The sequence below is a fragment of the Sphaerisporangium sp. NPDC088356 genome (assembly GCF_040685555.1).
Lineage (GTDB): Bacteria > Actinomycetota > Actinomycetes > Streptosporangiales > Streptosporangiaceae > Sphaerisporangium.
In genome coordinates this window covers 12,195-33,990 of the sequence record NZ_JBFBIK010000042.1, presented here as the reverse complement: position 1 = coordinate 33,990, position 21,796 = coordinate 12,195, and the positions used below count along the sequence as shown (strand labels likewise).

14 protein-coding genes are annotated in these 21,796 nt (G+C 70.0%); 7 read left to right on the top strand and 7 right to left on the bottom strand.

The genetic code is table 11. The features are described from left to right. Positions 1-140 precede the first annotated feature (140 nt). The 3 genes from glnA to AB0O34_RS17815 all read left to right on the top strand — a co-directional run bounded on the left by glnA (position 141) and on the right by AB0O34_RS17815 (position 5,191). On the top strand, positions 141-1,565 hold the full coding sequence (glnA, locus tag AB0O34_RS17825; protein ID WP_363916485.1) for a type I glutamate--ammonia ligase: 1,425 nt from the start codon (positions 141-143) through the stop codon (positions 1,563-1,565). A gap of 475 nt (positions 1,566-2,040) precedes the next feature. Further along, positions 2,041-2,895, top strand: coding sequence for a DUF1996 domain-containing protein (locus tag AB0O34_RS17820; RefSeq protein ID WP_363916484.1), 855 nt, complete (start codon positions 2,041-2,043; stop codon positions 2,893-2,895). A 118-nt stretch (positions 2,896-3,013) separates the two neighbouring features. Continuing rightward, on the top strand, positions 3,014-5,191 hold the full coding sequence (locus AB0O34_RS17815) for a discoidin domain-containing protein (RefSeq protein ID WP_363916483.1): 2,178 nt from the start codon (positions 3,014-3,016) through the stop codon (positions 5,189-5,191). Here AB0O34_RS17815 and AB0O34_RS17810 read toward each other — a convergent pair. Continuing rightward, positions 5,188-6,204, bottom strand: a complete 1,017-nt coding sequence (locus tag AB0O34_RS17810) for a LacI family DNA-binding transcriptional regulator (RefSeq protein WP_363916482.1) — start codon at positions 6,202-6,204, stop codon at positions 5,188-5,190. The two genes, AB0O34_RS17815 and AB0O34_RS17810, sit on opposite strands and share 4 nt — an antisense overlap. Positions 6,205-6,321: 117 nt before the next feature. Further along, on the bottom strand, positions 6,322-6,483 hold the full coding sequence (locus AB0O34_RS17805) for a hypothetical protein (protein ID WP_363916481.1): 162 nt from the start codon (positions 6,481-6,483) through the stop codon (positions 6,322-6,324). A 293-nt stretch (positions 6,484-6,776) separates the two neighbouring features. Between AB0O34_RS17805 and AB0O34_RS17800 the strand changes: the two genes are divergently transcribed. Beyond that, entirely contained in the window at positions 6,777-6,959 is a 183-nt protein-coding gene (locus tag AB0O34_RS17800) for a hypothetical protein (RefSeq protein ID WP_363916480.1), read from the top strand. A 12-nt stretch (positions 6,960-6,971) separates the two neighbouring features. Here AB0O34_RS17800 and AB0O34_RS17795 read toward each other — a convergent pair whose 3' ends face one another. The 5 genes from AB0O34_RS17795 to AB0O34_RS17775 all read right to left on the bottom strand — a co-directional run bounded on the left by AB0O34_RS17795 (position 6,972) and on the right by AB0O34_RS17775 (position 13,775). Further along, entirely contained in the window at positions 6,972-8,030 is a 1,059-nt protein-coding gene (locus AB0O34_RS17795; protein ID WP_363916479.1) for a polysaccharide deacetylase family protein, read from the bottom strand. Between the two features lie 165 nt (positions 8,031-8,195). After that, positions 8,196-9,218, bottom strand: coding sequence for a hypothetical protein (locus AB0O34_RS17790; RefSeq protein WP_363916478.1), 1,023 nt, complete (start codon positions 9,216-9,218; stop codon positions 8,196-8,198). Positions 9,219-9,323: 105 nt separating this feature from the next. Continuing rightward, entirely contained in the window at positions 9,324-9,821 is a 498-nt protein-coding gene (locus AB0O34_RS17785) for an NUDIX domain-containing protein (protein WP_363916477.1), read from the bottom strand. Between the two features lie 78 nt (positions 9,822-9,899). Beyond that, a complete protein-coding gene (locus tag AB0O34_RS17780; RefSeq protein WP_363916476.1) occupies positions 9,900-12,869 on the bottom strand; it encodes a bifunctional [glutamine synthetase] adenylyltransferase/[glutamine synthetase]-adenylyl-L-tyrosine phosphorylase in 2,970 nt (989 codons plus the stop codon). A gap of 144 nt (positions 12,870-13,013) precedes the next feature. Next, on the bottom strand, positions 13,014-13,775 hold the full coding sequence (locus AB0O34_RS17775) for a type 1 glutamine amidotransferase (RefSeq protein WP_363916475.1): 762 nt from the start codon (positions 13,773-13,775) through the stop codon (positions 13,014-13,016). A gap of 130 nt (positions 13,776-13,905) precedes the next feature. On the opposite strand from AB0O34_RS17775, the gene AB0O34_RS17770 reads away from it, so the two are divergent. From AB0O34_RS17770 to AB0O34_RS17760, 3 genes are read left to right on the top strand one after another with little or no spacing between them, the layout of a single operon-like run. Then, positions 13,906-14,652 (top strand): hypothetical protein, encoded by a 747-nt coding sequence (locus AB0O34_RS17770; RefSeq protein WP_363916474.1) that lies wholly within the window; start codon positions 13,906-13,908, stop codon positions 14,650-14,652. Positions 14,653-14,661: 9 nt separating this feature from the next. Beyond that, entirely contained in the window at positions 14,662-16,740 is a 2,079-nt protein-coding gene (locus AB0O34_RS17765; protein WP_363916473.1) for a flotillin family protein, read from the top strand. 7 nt (positions 16,741-16,747) lie between these two features. Further along, a complete protein-coding gene (locus AB0O34_RS17760) occupies positions 16,748-21,733 on the top strand; it encodes a DNA repair ATPase (RefSeq protein WP_363916472.1) in 4,986 nt (1,661 codons plus the stop codon). Positions 21,734-21,796 lie beyond the last annotated feature (63 nt).

Sequence of the window (21,796 nt, the reverse complement as noted above, 5' to 3'; positions counted from 1 at the left end):
GGTAAGATACCGAGAGACCGCACTAGTCCTTTCAGCGGCACACCCCCCTCCGCTTAACATCCGTGAAACAAACGAGACATGGGGTGGAAACGGCACAGGCCTACCTTCGAGTCTGCAAGCCCGTGCCCCTGGGAGGTTGGATGTTCAGCTCCGCCGACGACGTCCTGAAGTTCATCAGGGACGAAGGGGTGCAGTTCGTCGACGTCAGGTTTACCGACCTGCCCGGCACGACGCACCACTTCACCTTCCCCGTGGAAAACTTTGGCGCCAACGTCTTCACCGACGGTCTCATGTTCGACGGATCGTCGATCCGCGGGTTCCAGGCCATCCACGAGTCGGACATGTTGTTGCTGCCCGACCCGTCGACCGCCGTGCTGGACCCGTTCCGCCAGCACAAGACCCTCATCATGAACTTCTTCGTCCACGACCCGCTGACCGGCGAGGCCTACAGCCGCGACCCGCGCAACGTCGCCCGCAAGGCTGAGGAGTACCTCAAGGGCACCGGCATCGCGGACACCGTGTTCTTCGGGCCCGAGGCCGAGTTCTACATCTTCGACGATGTGCGCTTCGCCAGCAGCGCGAGCGAGAGCTTTTACCACATCGACTCGATCGAGGGCGCCTGGAACACCGGCAAGGCCCAGGAGGGCGGCAACCTCGGTTACAAGCCGCGCTACAAGGGCGGCTACTTCCCGGTCCCGCCGATGGACCACTTCACCGACCTGCGCTCCGAGATGGTCCGCCGCCTGATCGACTCGGGCATCGAGACCGAGATGCAGCACCACGAGGTGGGCACCGCCGGCCAGGCCGAGATCGACTTCAGATTCGGCACGCTGCTCAAGACCGCCGACAACCTGATGCTGTACAAGTACATCATCAAGAACACCGCGGTCGAGTACGGCCACACGGTCACCTTCATGCCCAAGCCGCTCTTCGGGGACAACGGCTCGGGCATGCACTGCCACCAGTCGCTCTGGAAGGACGGCGAGCCGCTCTTCTACGACGAGGTGGGCTACGCCGGCCTGTCGGACATGGCCCGCTACTACATCGGCGGCCTGCTCAAGCACGCGCCCGCGCTGCTGGCCTTCACCAACCCGACGGTCAACTCCTACCACCGCCTGGTGCCGGGGTACGAGGCGCCGGTCAACCTGGTCTACTCCCAGCGCAACCGCTCGGCCTGCATTCGCATCCCGATCACGGGGTCGAACCCCAAGGCCAAGCGCATCGAGTTCCGCGTGCCGGACCCGTCCTGCAACCCGTACTTCGCGTTCGCCGCGCAGCTCATGGCGGGTCTCGACGGCATCCGCAACAAGATCGAGCCCGCGCAGCCGGTCGACAAGGACCTCTACGAGCTTCCTCCCGAGGAGGCCGGCGCGGTCCCGCAGGTCCCCGGGTCGCTGCCCGAGGTCCTCGCCGCGCTGGAGGCCGACCACGAGTTCCTCCTCGAAGGCGGCGTGTTCACGCCCGACCTCATCGAGACCTGGATCTCCTACAAGCGCGAGAACGAGATCGACCCGATCCGCCTCCGCCCCCACCCTCACGAGTTCGAGCTCTACTACGACGTCTGAGTTATCGAGCTTCTGACTTGGGGACACGCTGACGGTTGACCCGTCAGGGCACATCCAGGGCACTCAGGCATCCCGCGAAAGGCCGTCGGTCGTCCCTCCGTTGAGGGCACGCTCGACGGCCTTTCGCATGCGCTCCAATCCCGTGAGCCGGGATGACTTCCCCCCGCCCACGGCTCTCCGCCCTGGGCGGGGCGAAAGCGCCTCGCACCCACGATCCGCACCTGCCGCACAGACCTGCGAAAGCACGACCAGACGCCCACGGCGTATTTCACATCTGTTTCTTCGGCACCACTCTCCCGGTGTGACGGTCTATCGCGGAACGTCACACACACGCCTCTGACCTGCCTGGAAATGATCATCCGGCGGTGGCCGGGTGCCCGGTGGCAAATTTTGGCAAGCGCTTTCCGCTGCAACATTGCCGTAATAAAGTCCGGATTCCACCCCACTTCGATACTCAAATCGCCAAGGAGGCGTCATGAGTATTCGCACCCTCACGGTCGTGACGGCCGCGCTCGTCCTCACAGCGGCAGGCGCCACGCAAGCGGCCGGTGCTGTGCAAGTGGCCGACGATCCGCCGTTCGCGCAGTACCAGGAGATGCACGCGAACTGCACCGTCACCCATCGGCTCAGCGACGACCCGATCGTGTTCCCGGGTCTGCCAGGCGCGTCGCACAACCACACTTTCGTCGGCAACCCCGCCACCAACGCGAACTCCACCCCGCAGGCGCTGGTCGGTGGGGCGACGTCCTGCGAGGACACGCTCGACGCGTCGGGATACTGGTTCCCGACGTTGTTGCAGAACGGCGCCGTACGGCTGCCGGACAAGCCAACGATCTACTACAAGTCCGGCGTCAAGGACTACCGCACCGTCCAGCCGTTCCCGCCCGGGTTCCGGCTCGTCGTCGGCGATGCCCGCACGCCGAACGCCGCCGCGTACCAAGGCACCTGGAAGTGCCCCGGTTACGAGGGCACCGACTTCCCGACATCGTGCCCGAGCGGCACATCCCTGGTCGCCCGGCTGAAGGCGCCGAGCTGCTGGGACGGCGTGCACCTGGACAGCGCCGATCACAAGTCCCACATGGCATGGCCGGTCAGCGGAGTCTGCCCGGCGGACCATCCCGTACCTCTGCCCATGCTCGAAGCCAAGGTCCCGTATCCGCTGGCCGGCGGGAACACCAGCGGTCTGGCCCTGTCCTCGGGCGCCGCGTACACCTTCCACTACGACTTCATGAACGGGTGGAACGCGCCGCGCCAGGCCTACCTCGTGGACTACTGCATCAACGGCGGACGCCAGTGCAACGGCTACGGGCAGGACCCGAAGAAGCCGTAACGCCCGGCGACACCGCCACCCTCACCTCGCATGTGATTCGTCGGCGGCGCCCATCCCGGGCGCCGCCCGCACAAGCACGCCGCCGTTGCCCGCGGCGGCCCCCCGCCAGGGAGAGACCATGCGTGCCTTACCCCTCCGCCGCCGGCTGCTGACCGGCATCGCCACCATGGCGCTGGCCGTCACCGGCATGGTCGTCACGCCGGGCGCCACGCCCGCGAGCGCGGCCGCGTGCGAGACCGCCACGAACATCGCTCTCAACAAGCCCGCGACCGCCTCCTCGGTCCAGGGCAACGGCTATCTGCCCGCCAAGGCCGTCGACGGCGACGCCGCCACCCGATGGTCGAGCCAGTTCAGCGATCCGCAGTGGATACAGGTCGACCTCGGGCCGGACACCGCGGTCTGCCAGGTGGTCATCGACTGGCAGACGTCGTACGCCAAAGCCTTCCGCCTCGAGCTGTCCGGCGACGGCAACCAGTGGACGACGCTCTACTCCACCACCGCCAACACCGGCGGCGTACAGACCATCGACGCCACCGGCACCGGTCGCTACCTGCGCGTGTACGGCACGCAGCGCGCTACCGGATACGGCTACTCCATCAAGGAGCTGACCGTCCACGGTGGGAGCACGGGTGGCGGCGACTGTCAGACGCCGCCACCGGTGTCCCAGGACTTCGGGCCCAACGTGGTCGTGTTCGATCCGTCGATGTCCAGTACGACCATCCAGAGCACGCTGGACGCCATCTTCGCCCAGACCGAGAGCGCCCAGTTCGGTAACTACCGCTACGCGGTGATGTTCAAGCCGGGCACCTACAGCGGCATCAACGTCAACACCGGCTTCTACACCTCCGTGTTGGGCCTGGGCCGCAACCCGGACGACGTCACGATCAACGGCGACGTGACGGTGGACGCCGGCTGGTTCGGCGGCAACGCCACCCAGAACTTCTGGCGCTCCGTCGACAACCTGGCGATCGTGCCCAGCCACACCGCCGATCGATGGGCGGTGGCGCAGGCCGCGCCGATGCGCCGGGTGCACATCCGCGGTGACCTCAACCTGGCCCCCAACGGGTACGGCTGGGCCAGCGGTGGTTACATCGCCGACAGCAAGATCGACGGGAAGGTCGGCCCCTACTCCCAGCAGCAGTGGTACACCCGTGACAGTCAGATCGGCGGATGGGTCAACGGCGTGTGGAACATGGTGTTCTCCGGCGTGAAGGGCGCCCCGGCCAACAGCTTCCCCAGCCCGCCGTACACGACCCTGCCGACCACCCCGGTCGTGCGGGACAAGCCCTACCTGTACCTCAACGGCGGCAACCCTCACGTGTTCGTGCCCAACCTGCGAACCAACGCCTCCGGTACGACCTGGTCCGGCGGGTCGACACCGGGCACTTCCGTGCCGCTGACCCAGTTCTACCTCGCACAACCGGCCGACTCGGCGGCGACCCTCAACAATGCCCTGTCCTGCGGCATGAACCTGCTGTTCACACCGGGTGTCTACCATCTGGGCCAGACGCTGAAGGTGACCCGGCCGGACACCATCGTGCTGGGCATCGGCTACCCGACGCTGATCCCGGACAACGGCATCAGCGCGATGACCGTCGCCGACGTCGACGGCGTCAAGCTCGCCGGGCTGCTGTTCGACGCGGGCCCGGTGAACTCGCCGTCCCTGTTGCAGGTCGGACCGGCCGGCGCGACCACCGGCCATGCCGCGAACCCGACCACGCTCCAGGACGTGTTCTTCCGCGTCGGCGGAGCCGGGCCGGGCAAGGTCACCACGGCGCTGATCGTCAACAGCGCCAACACGATCATCGATCACATCTGGGCGTGGCGCGCTGATCACGGCAGCGGGGTCGGGTGGACGGTCAATCCAGCCGACACGGGCCTGATCGTCAACGGCGCCGACGTCTCCGCATACGGGCTGTTCGTCGAGCACTTCAACAAGTACGAGGTGATCTGGAACGGCCAAGGCGGGCGCACGATCTTCTTCCAGAACGAGATGCCCTACGACCCGCCGAGCCAGGCCGCGTGGCGCAGTGACGGGCGCGGGTACGCCGCGTACAAGGTGGCCGATTCGGTGACGTCACACGAGGCGTGGGGCATGGGCAGCTACTGCGTGTTCACCGCCGATCCGAGCATCGTGTCCGAACGCGGCTTCGAGGCGCCCACCAGCCCGAACGTCAAGTTCCATGACATCCTGACCATCTCGCTGGGCAAGGGCTCGATCGAACACGTCATCAACGACACCGGCGCGTCGACCGGTACCGACGTCAAGCCGGTGAACATCGTCAGCTACCCCTAGCGCGGGGCGGGACCCGTCGACTCACGCACGATCAGGTGCGTCGGCAACACGGCCGACTGCCGTGTCGCCGGCGCACTGTCATGAAGGCGTGCCAGCAGCATCGACACCGCCACCCGCCCGGCCTGCTCGATCGGAGCGGCGAGCGTGGTGAGGGTGGGGTGGCAGAAATCCGCCCCGAACATGTCGTCACAGCCGACGACGCTGATCTCACCGGGCACGCCGAGCCCGCGCTCACGCAGCCGCGTGAGCATCCCGATGGCAAGAAGGTCGTTGAAGGCGATACACGCCGTGGCGCGGGTGTTGATCAGCGCGTCGGCGGCGGCCGATCCGGACATCCGACCGGCCGGGAAGGGACCGAGGCGGCGTACCGGCAACCCATGCCGGGCCGCCGCCGCGACCAGCGAGCGCCATCGGGCCTCGTTGGCCCAGGAGTTCTCTGGACCGGACATGTAGACGATCTCGCTGTGCCCGAGCGAGATCAGGTGCTCGGCCGCCTGTGCCACACCGGATGGGGAGTCGAGCACCACGCTTTCGACACCGCGCACCATGCGGTTGACCGCCACCAATGGCAGCTCAGTGGCCAACGCCGCGAGCAGACGACGGGACAGCCGCGAGGTGGCCAGGATCGCCCCGTCGATCGACTGCCGCATCTTCGACAGCACGTGCGACTCCAGTTCGCCGGAATTCTCGGTGTCGATGAGCAGGTGGGCGTAGCCCGCGGCTTTGAGCTGGTGCTGTGTGCCCCGGATCAGCCCGAAGTAGAACGGGTTGGTCACGTCGGACACCAGGACCGCGACGGTTTCGGTGCGTCCCGAGGTCAACGCGCGGGCGTGGGTGTTGGGCACATAGGACAGCTCGCGGGCCACCGCCACGATGCGCTCGCGGGTGGCCGCGTTCACCCGGCCGGGCCGCGACAGCGCGCGAGACACGGTGGACGCGGCGAAGCCCGTAGCCTCCGCGATGTCATTTATCGTGACACGTCGTGGTCGCTGTACGCTGTCGCGATTGTCCATGCACGGACCAAAACACGGCATGTCAGGAATGGCAACCGCTTGCCTGCCTTGATTATCAGGCGCTCACGACGGTGGCGGTGAGCGCCGGTCGACGGAGACGAGGCGGCGTGATTGGCGTCAGCGGCGGCGGGGTGGGGTGGTGGGCCGGTGGGTCTTGGGGTCCACGACCGGGCCCGGGTTTATGGGGTTGCCGACGACGCCCGAGGAGACGGCCGAGGTCACCTTGGCCAACGCCTGGAGGAGCTCCCGCACGAGCGACCTGTTGCTCTTGGGCGTCATGGTGAATTCTCCTTGAGGACGGACGTCATCGTGCTACATATCATTATCCTCACGATATGTCGTGAACGACGGGCGCGTCCACCGAGCCCGTCCCATTGGGCCGAACACCCGGCCGCCGGGCCCACGGGCGAACGCCGCCGGGCGGATGGGGGATCGGACATGGCGGGATATACGCTCAATAGCGTGCCCGGTGGACCGGTGGCTCTGGGTTCAGGAAGCCTCCACGGGCCTCCGACGTTATGGTTCTTGTGGGCAGGCGAAGTCACCGGCTGCCCCGATCGAGAGGCAGTTCATTGTTTGGTCGCAAGCCCATCGAGGAGCGGCTGGCCGAGCGCCGCGCTCAGCTGCCTCCCCTCAAAGAGGGGCAGCACTTCGAGCACGGGCCGGCGAAGTTCGTGTTCGTCTTCCTGATCGTGTTCCTCGTGGTGGCCCACCTCATCGGCCTGGTCGTCCTCATGGTGCTCGACCTGCACTGACGACGTGCCCCGTCAGTAGGGCAGCGAGTAGCGGGCGAAGCGCGGCGCCGCGTACGGGTTCTTGAACTTCGGGTACGCCACGGTGCTGATGTCGCCGTCGGAGGTGTAGCGGTCCTCGGGGTGGGCGTTCAGCCAGTCGAGCCACGCCGTGGAGCAGAAGCGGGCGCAGTCGCCGACCTTGTCCATGGCCCTAATGCGCGGTATCCCGAGCGGGTCGAAGTCCTTGCTGAAGGGCGAGGGCGCCGGCGTGTAGCCCGCCAGGAAGACCCCGGTGTAGTTGTAGCGGACGTCCCCGGCCGAGCCGCGGATCGCCCAGTCCTTGGTGCTCGGCTGGTTGCCGTACGGCAGGGCGAGCGTGGCGGGCGCGTCCTTGATCAGCGAGGTGATCAGCTTGTGGCCCGCGGTGATCTGCTCGGTGACCTGCTCCTTGGAACGGCCGCGCAGGTTGAGGTGGTCGCGCGTGTGGTTGCCGATGTCGTAGCCGTTGTCCCGCAGCCACCCGAGGGCCTGCGCCTGGGCCTCCGGCCCGAACGTCCCGAACATGTCCTTGATGACATAGAAGGTGGCGACCGGCCGGAAGCCCGGATGCTTGTGCGCGACGTCCCGCAGGATGCCGATGGCGGTGTCCGGCTTCGGAACCCCCGAGCCGTCCAGCGTGAGCTGCGACGGCGAGGAGTCGTCGAACGTGAGCACGACCGGGTGGGTCCCCGCGGGGATGCCGATCCTTCCGGTGGTGAGCTCCCTGGCCGTGATGGGAACGTAGCCGTCCTTGGCCAGCCGCTCCAGCTCGGTGCGGAACTGCTCGGGTGTCCGGTCGTCGCTGCCGGCGGGTTTGGCCACGATGCGGTGGTACATGAGCACGGGTATCTGGCCGAGCTCGTTCGCCTTGACCTTGGCCGCCTTCGCCATGGCCGCCTTGCGTGCCTCCTGCGCGTTCGCCGGCTTCGCCGACTTGCCCTGCGCGGCCGGCTGCGCCACGACCTTGCTCTCTCCCTGCGTGCACCCGGCGAGCGCGATCACGCTCAGTGACAGAACTCCGATACCCCGTATCCCGAAGCCCCCCATGGCCATGGCCCCCCAACCATCCTGAGGAATGAGATACGGGTGTCCTACCCCTCTGACCAGGGACATCCACACATGCGCCAGGGTACGAACGCCAAGCCTGGCACCTTATTCCGCATTTATCGGCAAGTCACTATATGTAGCTATTTGTCATGGTTTGGGGGGCTTGCCGGGTCACTTCGTGGTCTCGCCGGCGCGCACCCGGATCCCGGTGAGGCGGCGGAAGATGTCCCACCAGAAGGGGGCGCCGAACAGCAGGGCGAAGAACGTGATGAGGAAGCCGGGCCAGTGGCCCGGACTCACCAGGCGGTGGAGCCACTCCCCGCCGTTCCACGTCCACTTGGGACTCCCGGTGTCGGGGATCCGCACCGACACCGGGGCGTTGCCCACGATCTGGACGAAGGCCGGAGCCGACAGCACCTCGGTGACGCAGGCGTACGGATCGGCGGGATGGTCGGGGCACTTGTCCCGAAGGCCCGACAGCGACTGCGCTCCCCCGTCGGCCGTCGCGGCCACCTGCGCCCGGATGGCGTTGTCGGTGAGGATCGCCCTGCCGTACTCCAGCGAGTCCATGCTGAACACCAGCGTGAGCACCAGGCCGAGGGCGGCGATGACCCAGCGGACGTAGCGGCGGTACAGCATGGTGAGACGCTGCATCTCGCCGTCGAACCACTCCTCCACGCCCTTGCGAAACGCGTCCAGGTCATCGTGGGCGGTGTCCCACACGCTCTTCAGCGGCCCGTACAGGGGGCTGCCGTCCTCCTTGAGCTTCGCCAGCAGGGCGGGCACGCCGCCCTCACTGGTGACGATCTCCATCATCGCCACCGCGAACCGCCCGGGCGGGATCGAGGCGATGCTGGTCTTGCCGTCCTTGTTGTGGTCGATCTCGCGGAGCCGCTCGTACAGCCGCCCGGACCACGTCGTGGCCGTGCTCTGCACCGGCGCGGGAAGCGGGCTGAACTCCGGCCGCGCGTCCTTGCTGAAGGGCAGGCGCGCGAAGACCTCGCCGATCGTGCTGGGGATCCACGACCTCTTGCCCCGCGCCCCGTCGAGCGTGTCGGCGAGGTAGGCCCACAGGAACTTGCTCCGGATGCCGAGCAACCGTACAAGACCCTCGTTCACGCCGCTGACCAGCAGCGAGAACAGCAGGAACGCCAGGACCAAGCCGATGGCGAGGTCGATGTAAACAGAGTTCAAAGTAGATCACCCGCGACTTTAGATACACCCTTCGCGACGGTGGCCGCAATCAAATGACGTCGATCGGGATCAATCGGTTGTCACGGGAGCCACACGGCCGCGGACTCAGGCGGCCGGGCTGCGGGTGTCCCGGGAGGCGCGCCACCAGGCGAAGCCTTCGAGGATGATCGCGGGGGCCCAAGCGGGCATGGGCAGCCCCACGGTCTCGGGCTCGGACAGCCAGCGCGCCTCGTCGATCTCGATGCCGTCGGGGCTCAGCGCCCCGCCCGCCACCACGCAGCCGTAGACGGACATGACGAACGAGACCTGGTCGCCGTTGGCGTAGGACGCGCGGTAGAGCGGTCCTCCGTACGCCCCGATCAGGCCGCGGACCCGGATGTCGAGGCCGATCTCCTCGCGCACCTCGCGGACGACGGCGTCGTCGGGCGACTCGTCGGGCTCGATGATGCCGCCCGGAGGCGCCCAGACGTCGCCCTGCTCCTTGTGCAGCGCGACGAGCATGCGGCCCTGGTCGTCGAAGACGCAGGCGGTCGCCGAGGGCAGGATGAGCAGGTCGTTGCCGACCTTGGCCCGAACCCCGGCGAGGAACTCCGATATGGGCACGACCACTCCCTGCGGACCCTTGGTCAACGAGACGCCGACAACGATACCGAATCGGGTCAAGGGGGCGGAGCGGGATGGTCAGCCGCCGTAGAACACGCGCTCGGCCACCGCGCGGGCGCGTCGGGTGGTCCTGAGGTAGTCGTCGACGAAGTCCTCCGAGCCGTCGGGCGCGTAGCCGAGGGCGCGCGAGATCAGCATGCGCTCGCGCACGTCGGCGGGGATGCTGTCACCGGCCCGGCCGCGCACCAGCATGATGGCGTCGCGGATCTGGGAGGCGAACCGCCAGGCCTCGGCGAGCACCTCCTCGTCGGTCGCGGCCAGCAGCCCGGCCCCGACGGCGGCGCGCAGGGCTTCCAGCGTGCGCGTGGTCCGCAGCTCGGGCACGTCGAACGCGTGCCTGAGCTGGATCAGCTGCGCCAGCCACTCGACGTCCGACAGCCCGCCCCTGCCCAGCTTGGTGTGCAGCAGGGGGTCGGCGCCCCTGGGCAGCCGCTCGGCCTCCATGCGCGCCTTCAGCCTTCGGATCTCGCGTACCGCGGAGTCGCTGATGCCGTCCGCGGGGTACCGCAGCGGTTCGATGAGGGCCATGAACTCGGCCCCCAGCTCGGGATCGCCCGCCGAGAACCGGGCGCGGAGCAGGGCCTGGGACTCCCACGGCGACGACCACCGGCGGTAGTAGGCCTCGTACGACGACAGCGAGCGGACCAGCGCGCCCTGGCGGCCCTCCGGGCGCAGGTCGGGGTCGATCTGCAGCGGCGGATCGGGGGCGGCCCTGCCGAGCAGGCGGCGCAGCTCGTTGGCGACCGCGTGCGCCGCGTCGGTCGCGACCTTCTCGTCCGCTCCCGGAAGCGGCGAGTGGACGAACATCACGTCGGCGTCGCTGCCGTACGAGGACTCGTAGCCGCCGAGGCGCCCCATGGCGATCACCGCGAAGCGGGTGGGGAAGTCGCCGCGCCGCTCCAGCGAGATCTTGTGGATCGCGGCGTCCAGGGCGGCCTGGATGGTGACGTCGTTGAGCTCCGAGAGGGCCTGGCCGACCTCCTCGATGTCGATGTGGCCGACCAGCCCCGCCACGGCCGTACGGAACAGCTCGCGGCGGCGCAGGGCCCGGACGGAGGCGACCGCGGTCTCGGCGTCGTGGGAGTGGCGCTCCACCGACGCGCCGGCCTCGGCGGCGAGCGACGCCTTCGGACGGACCGCGAGCTCCCCGTCGGAGCCGAGCATGGCCACGGCGTCGGGGGCGTTGAGCAGCAGCCCGGTGGCGTAGCGGCTGGTGCCGAGGAGCCGGGCCATGCGCTCGGCGACCGCGGTCTGGTCGCGGAGCAGGCGGAGGTACCAGGGGGTGGCGCCGAGCTTGTCGCTGACCTGGCGGAACCCCAGCAGGCCCGCGTCCGGGTCGGGCGCGTCGGCGAACCAGCCGAGCATGACGGGCAGCAGGGTGCGCTGGATCGCCGCCCTTCGCGAGACGCCGCTGGTCAGCGCGGCGATGTGCCGGAGCGCTCCGTCGGGGTCGGCGTAGCCGAGGGCGGACAGCCGCGCGGAGGCGGCGGCCGTGGACAGCCGGGTCTCTTCTCCGGGCAGCCTGGCGACGGCCTGGAGCAGCGGGCGGTAGAACAGCTTCTCGTGCAGCCGCCGGGCCTCCATGGCGTGACGCCTCCAGCGGGTGGTGAACTCCCCCACCGGGTCGACGATCATGCCGAGGCCCCGGCCGATGCGGCGAAGGTCGGTGACGTTCTCTGGCACGACATGCGTGCGGCGCAGGCGGTGGAGCTGGAGCAGGTGCTCGACCTGCCGCAGGAAGCTGTAGGCCTCGGCGAGGGCCTTCGCGTCGTCCCTGCCGACGTAGCCGCCCCGCGAGAGGGCGGCGAGCGCGGGCAGGGTGGCGCGGCGGCGCAGTAGGCCGTCGGAGCGGCCGTGCACGAGCTGGAGCAGCTGGACGGCGAACTCGATGTCGCGCAGGCCGCCGGGGCCGAGCTTGATCTGCCGGTCGGCCTCGCTCGCGCGGACGTTCGCCTCGACCTTGCGCCGCATCGCCTGGACGTCCTCGACGAAATTGTCCCTGGCGGCGGCCTGCCAGACGAGCTCGTTGACCGCGGCGACGTACTCCTCGCCGAGCTCCAGGTCGCCGGCGACGGGACGCGCCTTGAGCAGCGCCTGGAACTCCCAGGTCTTGGCCCAGCGGCGGTAGTAGGTCAGGTGGCTCGCCAGGCTGCGTACGAGCGGGCCGGCCTTGCCCTCGGGCCGCAGGGCCGCGTCGACCTCCCACAGGGCCCCCTCGGGAGTGCTCGTGGAGCAGGCCCTCATCATGCCCTGCGCGAGCCTCGTCGCCGCCTGGAGCGCCTTGGTCTCGTCGACCCCGTCCCGCGGCTCGGCCACGAAGATCACGTCGACGTCGCTGATGTAGTTGAGCTCGCGGGCGCCGCACTTGCCCATGCCGATCACGGCGAGCCGTACGTCGGCGCTCTCGGGGTGGTCGGAGCGGGCGATGGCGAGACCCGCCTCCAGCGCGGCGGCGGCGAGGTCGGAGAGCTCGGCGGTGACCTGGGAGAACGAGGCCTGGCCGGTGATGTCGCGCGCGGCGAGGTGCAGCAGGCGGCCCCGGTAGGCCACGCGCAGGGCCGACATCGTTTCCGTGCCGCCGTGCGGGGCGTGGGGCTCGACCTCGGACGGGTCGGCGCCGACGGCCTCCAGGAGCTCGGTGCGCATGTCGCGCTCGGGCATGCGCTGGACCGCCTGCTCGCCCGAAAGGAGCTTCCAGTGCTCGGGGTGCCGTACGACGTGCTCGCCGAGCGCGGACGACAGGCCGAAGACGCCGAGCAGCCGTGTCCTGAGCCCGGGGTCGGCGCGCAGGGCGCCGAGGACGCTCGGATCGCGCTCGGCCAGGCGGTTGAGCGAGGTGAGCGCGAGGTCGGGGTCGGCGGCGCCGACCAGCGCCGCGAGCAGGTCGAGATCGCCCACGGCCTCGGGCCCCAGCTCGTCGAGAAGGCGCTCGGCCTGGGCTCCGTCGGCGAAGCCAAGCCGGGCCAGGCGCCCGGCCGTCGTCTGCATACGGGACTCGGCGTTCACAATGCCCAAAGTAGCCGGTCACTCACTGGTCCGTCGTTAGTGGTTCCGCGCCGTAATCGCGTGGTCACCGGGAATAGAAAGGGGTGTCCGGCTCCGACATTGCGGCAAATTACCACTAAACGGGCATCATTCATCGACGACCAGGGAACCGGCCAATGCGCGGTCGCCCGTGACGACGGCGGCGAAGCCCTCGGCGAGGGGACGCCACGCGCGCACCAGCTCGTCGTACGCGGCGAGCACCGTGGCGTCCAGTTCTTCCACGTCGAACCCGCCCGCAGCGAGCTCCGCGGCGTTCGGGCCGGTCCACGACAGGAAGATCTCGGGCGTCGCCTCGGGGTGGAACTGCACGGCCCACGCCGCCGAGCCGAGGCGGTAGGCCTGGTTGGGGTACGGCTCCGCCGTCGCGAGCGGCACCGCTCCGGGCGGCAGGACCGTCATGGCGTCCTGGTGGTACTGCACCGACCGGGCGGTGGGCGGGAGCCGCAGGAAGACGGGGTCGTCCGCCGCGGCGGGCAGGAGCGACACCGGCCGCAGGCCGACCTCCAGGCCGGCGGTGCCCCGCTCGACCTCTCCCCCGCAGGCGAGGGTCATCAGCTGGGCGCCGAGGCAGATGCCGAGGGTCGGCAGCCCGGCGTCCACCGAGCGCCTGATCAGCTCGCGCGTGGCGGGCAGCCAGGGATATCCCTCGTCGTCCCAGGCGGAGGCGGCGCCGCCGAGCACGATCAGGCCGTCCACCCGGCCGCCGTCGCCGGTGCGGAGACCCGGGATCTCCCCGTCCAGGTACGGCCGGGCGACCTCACAGGTCATCCCGGCGTCCGCCAGCCATCCGGCGAGGAACCCTGGGCCGGCCTCGGCCTCGTGCTCGATGATCAGAATTCGGTGTCCCATGTGTCAATTATGGGCATCCGAAACACCCGGTTCCACCGAACTTCCGCTCACACCTTAAAAATAGGAACTTTCCCGCTACACAGTCGTTTATCGGTTCGGGGGAACCGGTTACCAGGGGGCTAGCACACCGATGGGGGAGTTCGTCGATACGGCACTGAGTTTTCCCGCCGTCATCTTCAGTTTCTTACTGGTAGTGGTCATCGGATACTGGGCGCTCGTGTTGCTGGGTGGGGCCGGCCTCGACGTCCTTTCCGCGGACGACGCCACGGACGCGGGCCACGACATCGGGCCGCTGGGCGTCCTCGGGCTGGGCGGGGTGCCCGCGACCATCGCGGTCTCGCTGCTGATCGCCCTCGCGTGGTTCGGCAGCCTGGCCGGCACGGCGCTGCTCGGCTCCCCACCGTGGGGCACACGAGCCGTCCTGCTCGTCGTGGCGCTCGCCGGCGCGTGGCTGGTCACCCGCCTGCTGGTGCTCCCCCTGCGCCGCGTCTTCGCGGTCCACCGGGCGCCGTCCCGCAACGACTTCGTGGGCAGGATGTGCGTCATCCGCACGGGACGGGTGGGGGCCGACTTCGGCCAGGCCGAGGCCAGGGCGTCCGACGGCTCGTCCGCCGTCATCCAGGTCAGACAGCTGCAGTGGCCGGGCCACGCGCTCCGGGACGGGCTCGGCGTCGAGCCCGCCTCCCGGGGCGGGAACGGGCCCGAGCCTTCGGCCGCGCGCGACCCGAGTGCCCACCCAGGCGACAGCCACGGGAGGCACGAGGGAGTGCTGCGCGCGGGCGACACCGCTCTGATCTTCGACTACGACGCGGACGGCGAGTTCTTCTGGGTCACGCCCTACGACGCCGAACTCGACCCCGACGCACCGACCAAGTAAGGGACCCCATTGGACGTCATCTCCACCGGCTTCGGCGTGCTCCTCGCCGTCGTCCTCGTCATCGTCATCACCACGCTCATAGTGATCACCCGTCTGTTCCGCAAGATCGAGCAGGGCAAGGCGCTGATCATCTCCAAGGTCAAGTCGGTCGACGTGACGTTCACGGGAGCGGTGGTGCTGCCCGTCCTGCACAAGGCCGAGATCATGGACATCTCGGTGAAGACCATCGAGATCGAACGGTCCGGCCAGGAAGGCCTGATCTGCCGGGACAACATCCGCGCCGACATCCGCATCACGTTCTTCGTCCGCGTCAACAAGACCGTGGAGGACGTGGTGAAGGTGGCCCAGGCCATCGGCACCGCACGCGCCAGCGACCAGGGAACGCTCCAGGAGCTGTTCAGCGCGAAGTTCTCCGAAGCGCTGAAGACCGTGGGCAAGCAACTGGACTTCGTCGACCTCTACACCAAGCGCGACGAGTTCCGGGACCAGATCATCCAGGTCATCGGCACCGACCTGAACGGCTACAGCCTTGAGGACGCCGCGATCGACCTCCTTGAGCAGACGCCCATGTCGCAGCTCGACCCGGCGAACATCCTCGACGCCCAGGGCATCCGCAAGATCACCGAGCTCACCTCCATCGAGCACGTACGCACGAACGAGTTCCAGCGCCACGAGGAGAAGGAGATCACCCGCCAGAACGTGGACGCGCGGGAGGCGATTCTGGAGCTCGATCGCCGGCAAGCCGACGCGGAGATCAAGCAGAAGCGCGAGGTCGAGACCATGCGGGCCCGCGAGGAGGCCGAGATCTCCCGGGTGCGCGCCGAGGAGCGGTTGAAAGCCGAGACCGCCCACATGCGCACCGACGAGCAGCTCGGCGTCCAGGAGGAGAACAAGGCGAGGGAGGTCGCGGTCGCCGAGAAGAACCGCGAGCGGGTCATCGCGATCGAGACCGAACGGATCGAGAAGGACCGCCAGCTGGAGGTCATCGCCCGCGAGCGGGAGACGCAGCTCTCCACGATCTCCAAGGACAAGGAGCTGGAGACCGAGAAGCGCACGATGGCGGAGATCATCCGCGAGCGCATCGCGGTGGAGAGGACCGTGGCCGAGCAGGAGGAGATCATCAAGCGCCTGCGCGCCGTCGAGGAGGCCGAGCGGCTGCGCCAGACCCTGGTGATCCAGGCCGAGGCCGAGGCGCAGGAGGGCCTGGTCAAGGACATCAAGGCCGCGGAGGCCGCCGAGGCGGCGGCCGGCCACAAGGCACGTGAGCAGCTCGTGCTGGCCGAGGCGCGCCAGCAGGCCGCCGAGTTCGACGCGCGGGCGAAGATCCGCCTGGCCGAGGGGATCCAGGCGGAGGCGGCCGCGACCGGCCTGGCCGACGTGCAGGTGCGCGAGCGGGGCGCCGAGGCCATCGAGAAGGTCGGCCGCGCCGAGGCCGCCGTGGAGCGGGAGAAGACCCTCGTGGCCGCCACCGCCGTGGGCGAGAAGCTGAAGGCCGAGGCCGAGGGCCTCACGGAGAAGGCCGCGGCCATGGCCGCGCTGGACGACGCCAGCCGCTCCCACGAGGAGTACCGCCTGCGGCTGGAGGCGGAGAAGGACCTGCGGCTCGCCGGGTTCGACGCCCAGCGCTCCATCGCCGAGTCGCAGGCCGTCGTGCTGGCGGCAGGGCTGGAGAAGGCCGACATCAGCATCGTGGGCGGCGACGGCATGTTCTTCGACCGGCTCATGAACTCCATCGCGCTCGGCAAGAGCGTGGACGGCTTCGTCGAGCACTCGGAGGTGGCCAAGAAGCTGGCCGGGCCGTGGCTGGACGGGTCGTCGAGCTTCCCCGAGGACGTCACCCGGCTGCTCGGCTCGATCAGCTCGTCCGATGTGAAGAACCTGACGATCTCGGCGCTGCTCGTGCGGCTCATCAAGGCCGGAGGGCCCGACTCCGGGCAGCTCACCAAGCTGCTGGACACGGCGCGGCGCCTCGGCGTCGCGGACGCGCCCGTCTCGGCGCTCGGCGCCCTGGACCCGGGCAACGGCTCCGCCGCGATCCCCGTGGGTGCGGCGGGCAACGCCGCGGGCACCGTCGGCGCCGATCACTGACGCCCTCATGACCGATCTTCCCCAGGGCACGTACGACGTGCTGCGAGCGCGGCTGTCCGAGCAGGCCGCCGAGCTCGCCAGGCGGGCCGAGGCGCTCAACGCCGAGCGCCTCGCGGTCTTCGGCAGCGCCGAGCTGCGCCTCATCGGCACCGAGCGGATCCGCACGGAGAACAACTGCGTGCCCCGCGACATCGTGTCGGCGGGCGGGCTGATGCTGTTCGGCTACAACGTCTTCATCGGGCTGAAGCCGGAGACGGCCGTGGACGACGTCTTCTCCCTGCACCGGTTCGTGCGCGAGGGCGAGTCGTTCCGCTTCGAGGACGTGCGCGGCGGCGAGCTCCCCGGCCTGCTGCGCGACCCCCGCTTCGAGCGCGACTTCGGCGAGCTGTACCGGTACTACAGGGAGACGCGCCTGCTGCAGCTCCGGCAGGCCGAAGGCAAGCTGCTCGCGGTGTTCCAGACGGGCCCGCGCACGCAGGACGTGCGGGTGCTGCGGTGGAACGCCGCCCCCGACGGCACGGTCTCCTACGTCGACGACCGGGGCGAGCGCGACCACGTGTTCCCGCCGTCGCACGACTTCGAGTGGACCGAGACGACGCGCGACGACCACGTGCTGGGCCGGCACCCGCACATCTCCATCGGCGGCGAGGTGTTCGTCGAGACCGTCGGCGGCGACCTGACCATCAAGATCGAGAACAACACCGAGACCGGCGAGGGCATCTACCGCGAGCCGGTCGACGAACCGCTGCAGAGCCTGGCGGACGCCGAGATTCACCACGCCAGGATCGGTCCGCTGATCCTGCTGCGCGTCAGGCCGTACAAGGAGACAGAGGCGCGGCACCTGGTGTTCAACACCAGGACCAGGACCGTCGTGCGGCTCGACGGCATCGGGCAGGCCTGCCGCCGCCTCCCGGAGGACCAGGGGATCATCTTCCCCGGCGGCTACCACCTCGCCACGGGCGTCACCAAGACCTTCGACACCGACGTCGCGGACCTGGAGTACGAGCGGGTGGTGCGCTCGACCAACGGCGAGGACGTGCTGTACGTCTTCCACGCCCGCACCGAGGGCCGGACGCTGCTGCTGCCGTACAACGTGATCCGCAAGCAGGTGGCGAGCCCGATCACCTGCCACGGGTACTCGCTGTTCGACGACGGCACGCTGGTGGTGTTCCGCGAGCTGTCCAAGGAGCCGACCAGGGTCCATCCGATGCAGGTCTGGCAGACGCCGTACCTGTCCGACACCTACGCGGCCGCGCAGCCCACCGGCACGGGGCCCCTGGAGCGGGTCGGCAACGGCGACCTCGTGCGCGGCATCTCGGACGCGCTGTCGGTGGGCCGGATGGCCGAGGAGATGAGCCCGTCCACGGCCGTGTTCGAGGCCCTGATCGCCGCCTGCGAGCGGATGTCCGACCACTACCACTGGCTCGGCGACGACCGGCTCGGCGACCTGCGCACCCCGCTGGCGGCCGTACGGGCGGCCGCCGAGCAGGTACTCGACGAGTTCGAGAAGGTCCAGGCGCTCACCGACGAGGCGACCGCCACGCTGGACGAGGCCGCGTCGCGCGTCGCCTCCCTGGTGCGGCGCCTGCACGGCGAGCCCCCGGCCACGGCCGGCGAGTGGGTGACCCGGCTGGCCGAGCTGCGCAGGGCCGAGGGCAACCTCATGACCGTACGGGAGCTGCGCTTCGCCGACGTCGCCCGGGTGGACGAGCTGGCCGCCGGGCTGGAAACCGAGCTCGACGGGGCCGCCCAGCGGGCGGTCGCGTTCCTCTCCGGCGAGGACGCCTTCGGCGGCTTCCGCGAGCAGGTGGACCGGCTGGGCGAGGACGCCGCGACCGTGGCGACCGTGGCGGAGGCCGAGCCGGTCGGCGCGCGGCTCACCGAGCAGGCCGAGGGGCTGGAGATCGTCACCGAGGTCGTCGGGAGCCTCGACATCGCCGACGCCACGACCCGCACGGCGATCCTGGAGCGGATCGGCGAGGTGCTGGGCGGGGTGAACCGCGCGAGGGCCATCCTCGGCGCCCGCAGGGGCGAGCTGCTCGCCGTCGAGGGCCGCGCCCAGTTCGCGGCGGAGTTCTCGCTGCTCGGGCAGGCCGTCGCCGGCGCCCTCGCCATGGCGGACAGCCCCGAACGGTGCGACGAACAGCTCGGGAGGCTGCTGCTTCAACTGGAGAACCTGGAGTACCGGTTCGGCGAGTTCGAGGACTTCCTGGCCCGGCTGACCTCCAAGCGGGAGGACGTCTACGAGGCGTTCTCTTCCCGCAAGCAGGCGCTGCTGGACGAGCGGGCGCGCAGGACCGACCGCCTGGCCGACTCGGCGGAGCGGATCCTCTCCGGTGTGCGGCGGCGGGTCGCGAGCCTGGGGTCGCTCGACGACGTCAACACCTACTTCGCGTCCGACCCGATGGTGGCGAAGCTGCGCGGCGTGTCGGACGAGCTGCGCTCGCTCGGCGACCAGGTGCGCGCCGAGGAGCTGGCGGGGCGGATCAAGGCCGCCCGGCAGGAGGCGGGCCGGGCACTGCGCGACCGCCGGGACCTCTACGGCGACGGCGGCGACACCATACGGCTCGGGGAGCACCGCTTCGCCGTCAGCACCCAGCCGTTCGACCTCACGCTCGTCCCGCACGACGGCCGGATGGCCTTCACCGTGACGGGGACCGACTACCGCTCCCCCGTACGGGACGAGGCGTTCGCCGCGACCAGGCCGTTCTGGAAGCAGTCGCTGGTCTCGGAGTCGCCCGAGGTCTACCGGTCCGAGCACCTGGCCGCCTGGATCCTGTCCGCGGCCGAGCAGGGCCGCGAGGGGCTGTCGCTCGAAGCGCTGCACGCGGCGGCGGTCACCGACGGCGCCCTGCTCACGGTGGTGCGCGGGGTGGCCGAGGCCCGTTACGACGAGGGCTACGAGCGCGGGGTGCACGACCACGACGCCGCGGCGATCCTCGAAGCCCTGCTGCGGCTGCACGCGGGCGGCGCCCTGCTGCGCTACCCGCCCGCGGAGCGCGCGGCGGCCCAGCTGTTCTGGGCGTTCGGCGCGGGCGAGGCGGCGAGGGCCAAGTGGTCGACGCGGGCGGCCTCGCTCGCCAGGGCGCGCGCGACCTTCGGCCGCCTGAGCGGGGCGATCGGGGAGCTGTGCGCGGAGCTGTCGGCCGCCATGACCGGTTTCCTGGACGGCGCGGGCGGCGCCGGCGGCGGGGCCGACCCCGGCCTGGCCGCCGAGTACCTCTTCGAGGAGCTGTCCGGCACGCCGTCCGGCTTCGTCACGGGCGCCGGAGCCCGGGCCCTGCTCACGAGGTTCCGCGAGGCGCTCGGCGGTCCCGGCTCCGCGTCGTACAAGGAGTTCGAGGAGGACCTGCGCGCGCTGGGCGACGACCTGGCCGCCCGGCACCAGCTCGTCGAGGCGTGGCTGGGCTCGCTCCTCGCCGGGGCGACGGCGGACGGAGAGGCCGCGGGCGGGACGGTGGACGAAGGGGCCGCGGGCGGGACGGTGGACGACCTTCCGGAGGCGGTGGCGATCGAGCTGTGCGGCGCCGCGTTCCCCCGCCACGACTCCTCCGCCGCCCTGTCCGCCACCGTCGAAGGCCTGCTCGGCACCCATCCGCGCATCGTGGAACGGCGCCTGCGGCTGCGCCTCGACGAGGTGACCGCCCGCATCCGGCGCTTCCGCGACGAGCGCGTCCCGGCCTTCCGCGCCTACCAGCGGCGGCGCGACGAGCTGGTGTCAGCGGAGCGCCGCCGGCTGCGGCTGGAGGAGTACAAGCCCAAGGTGATGAGCGCGTTCGTGCGCAACCGGCTGCTGGACGAGGTCTACCTGCCGCTGATCGGCGGCAACCTGGCGAAGCAGCTCGGCACGGTCGGCGACGGCAGGCGCACCGACCAGATGGGGCTCCTGCTGCTGATCTCGCCGCCCGGATACGGCAAGACGACGCTGATGGAGTACGTGGCGAGCAGGCTCGGGCTGGTCTTCGTGAAGGTCAACGGCCCCTCGCTCGGGCACGCCGTCACCTCGCTCGACCCGGCCGAGGCGCCGGACGCGACCGCCAGGCAGGAGGTGGAGAAGATCTCCTTCGCGCTGGAGATGGGCAGCAACGTGCTGCTCTACCTGGACGACATCCAGCACACCTCCCCCGAGCTGCTCCAGAAGTTCATCTCCCTGTGCGACGCCCAGCGGCGGATGGAGGGCGTCTGGGACGGCGGCACCCGCACGTACGACCTGCGCGGCAAGCGGTTCGCGGTGTGCATGGCGGGCAACCCGTACACCGAGTCCGGCAGCCGGTTCCGCGTCCCTGACATGCTCGCCAACCGCGCGGACGTGTGGAACCTGGGCGACGTCCTGTCGGGCCGCGAAGACCTGTTCGCGCTGAGCTACATCGAGAACGCGCTGACGTCGAACCCCGTGCTCGCGCCGCTGTCGGCCAGGGAGAGCGGCGACGTGGAGCTGCTGGTGCGGCTGGCCAGGGGCGACCGGTCCGTACGGCCCGACCGGCTCGCCCACCCGTACTCCCCCGTGGAGCTCGACCAGATCGTGGCCGTGCTGCGCGGGCTGCTGCGCGTCCAGGAGGTCGTGCTGGCGGTCAACCGGGCCTACATCGCCTCGGCCGCGCAGTCGGACGCGTCGCGCACCGAGCCGCCGTTCCAGCTCCAGGGCTCCTACCGCGACATGAACAAGCTGGCCGAGCGCGTGCTGCCCGTGACCGACGACACGGAGCTCGCGGCGCTGGTCGACGACCACTACGCGGGCGAGGCGCAGACCCTCACCGGCGGGGCCGAGGCCAACCTGCTCAAGCTCGCCGAGCTCCGCGGCACGATGACCGCCGAGCAGGCGCGGCGCTGGGCCGAGGTCAAGGCGGGGTACCTTCGGGCGCGCGCCCTCGGGGGCCAGGAGGACGACCCGATGAGCAGGGCCGTCGGCGCAGTCGGCCTGCTCGCCGACCGGGTCGGCGCGGTGGAGTCGGCCATCGAACGGGCGGCCAGGAAGCTCGCCGCGCAGGCGTGAGGCGACGTCTTCGCCGCCGGGTTATCGGCGGAGTTCTCCACAGATCGCTTTTCGCTATTAGGG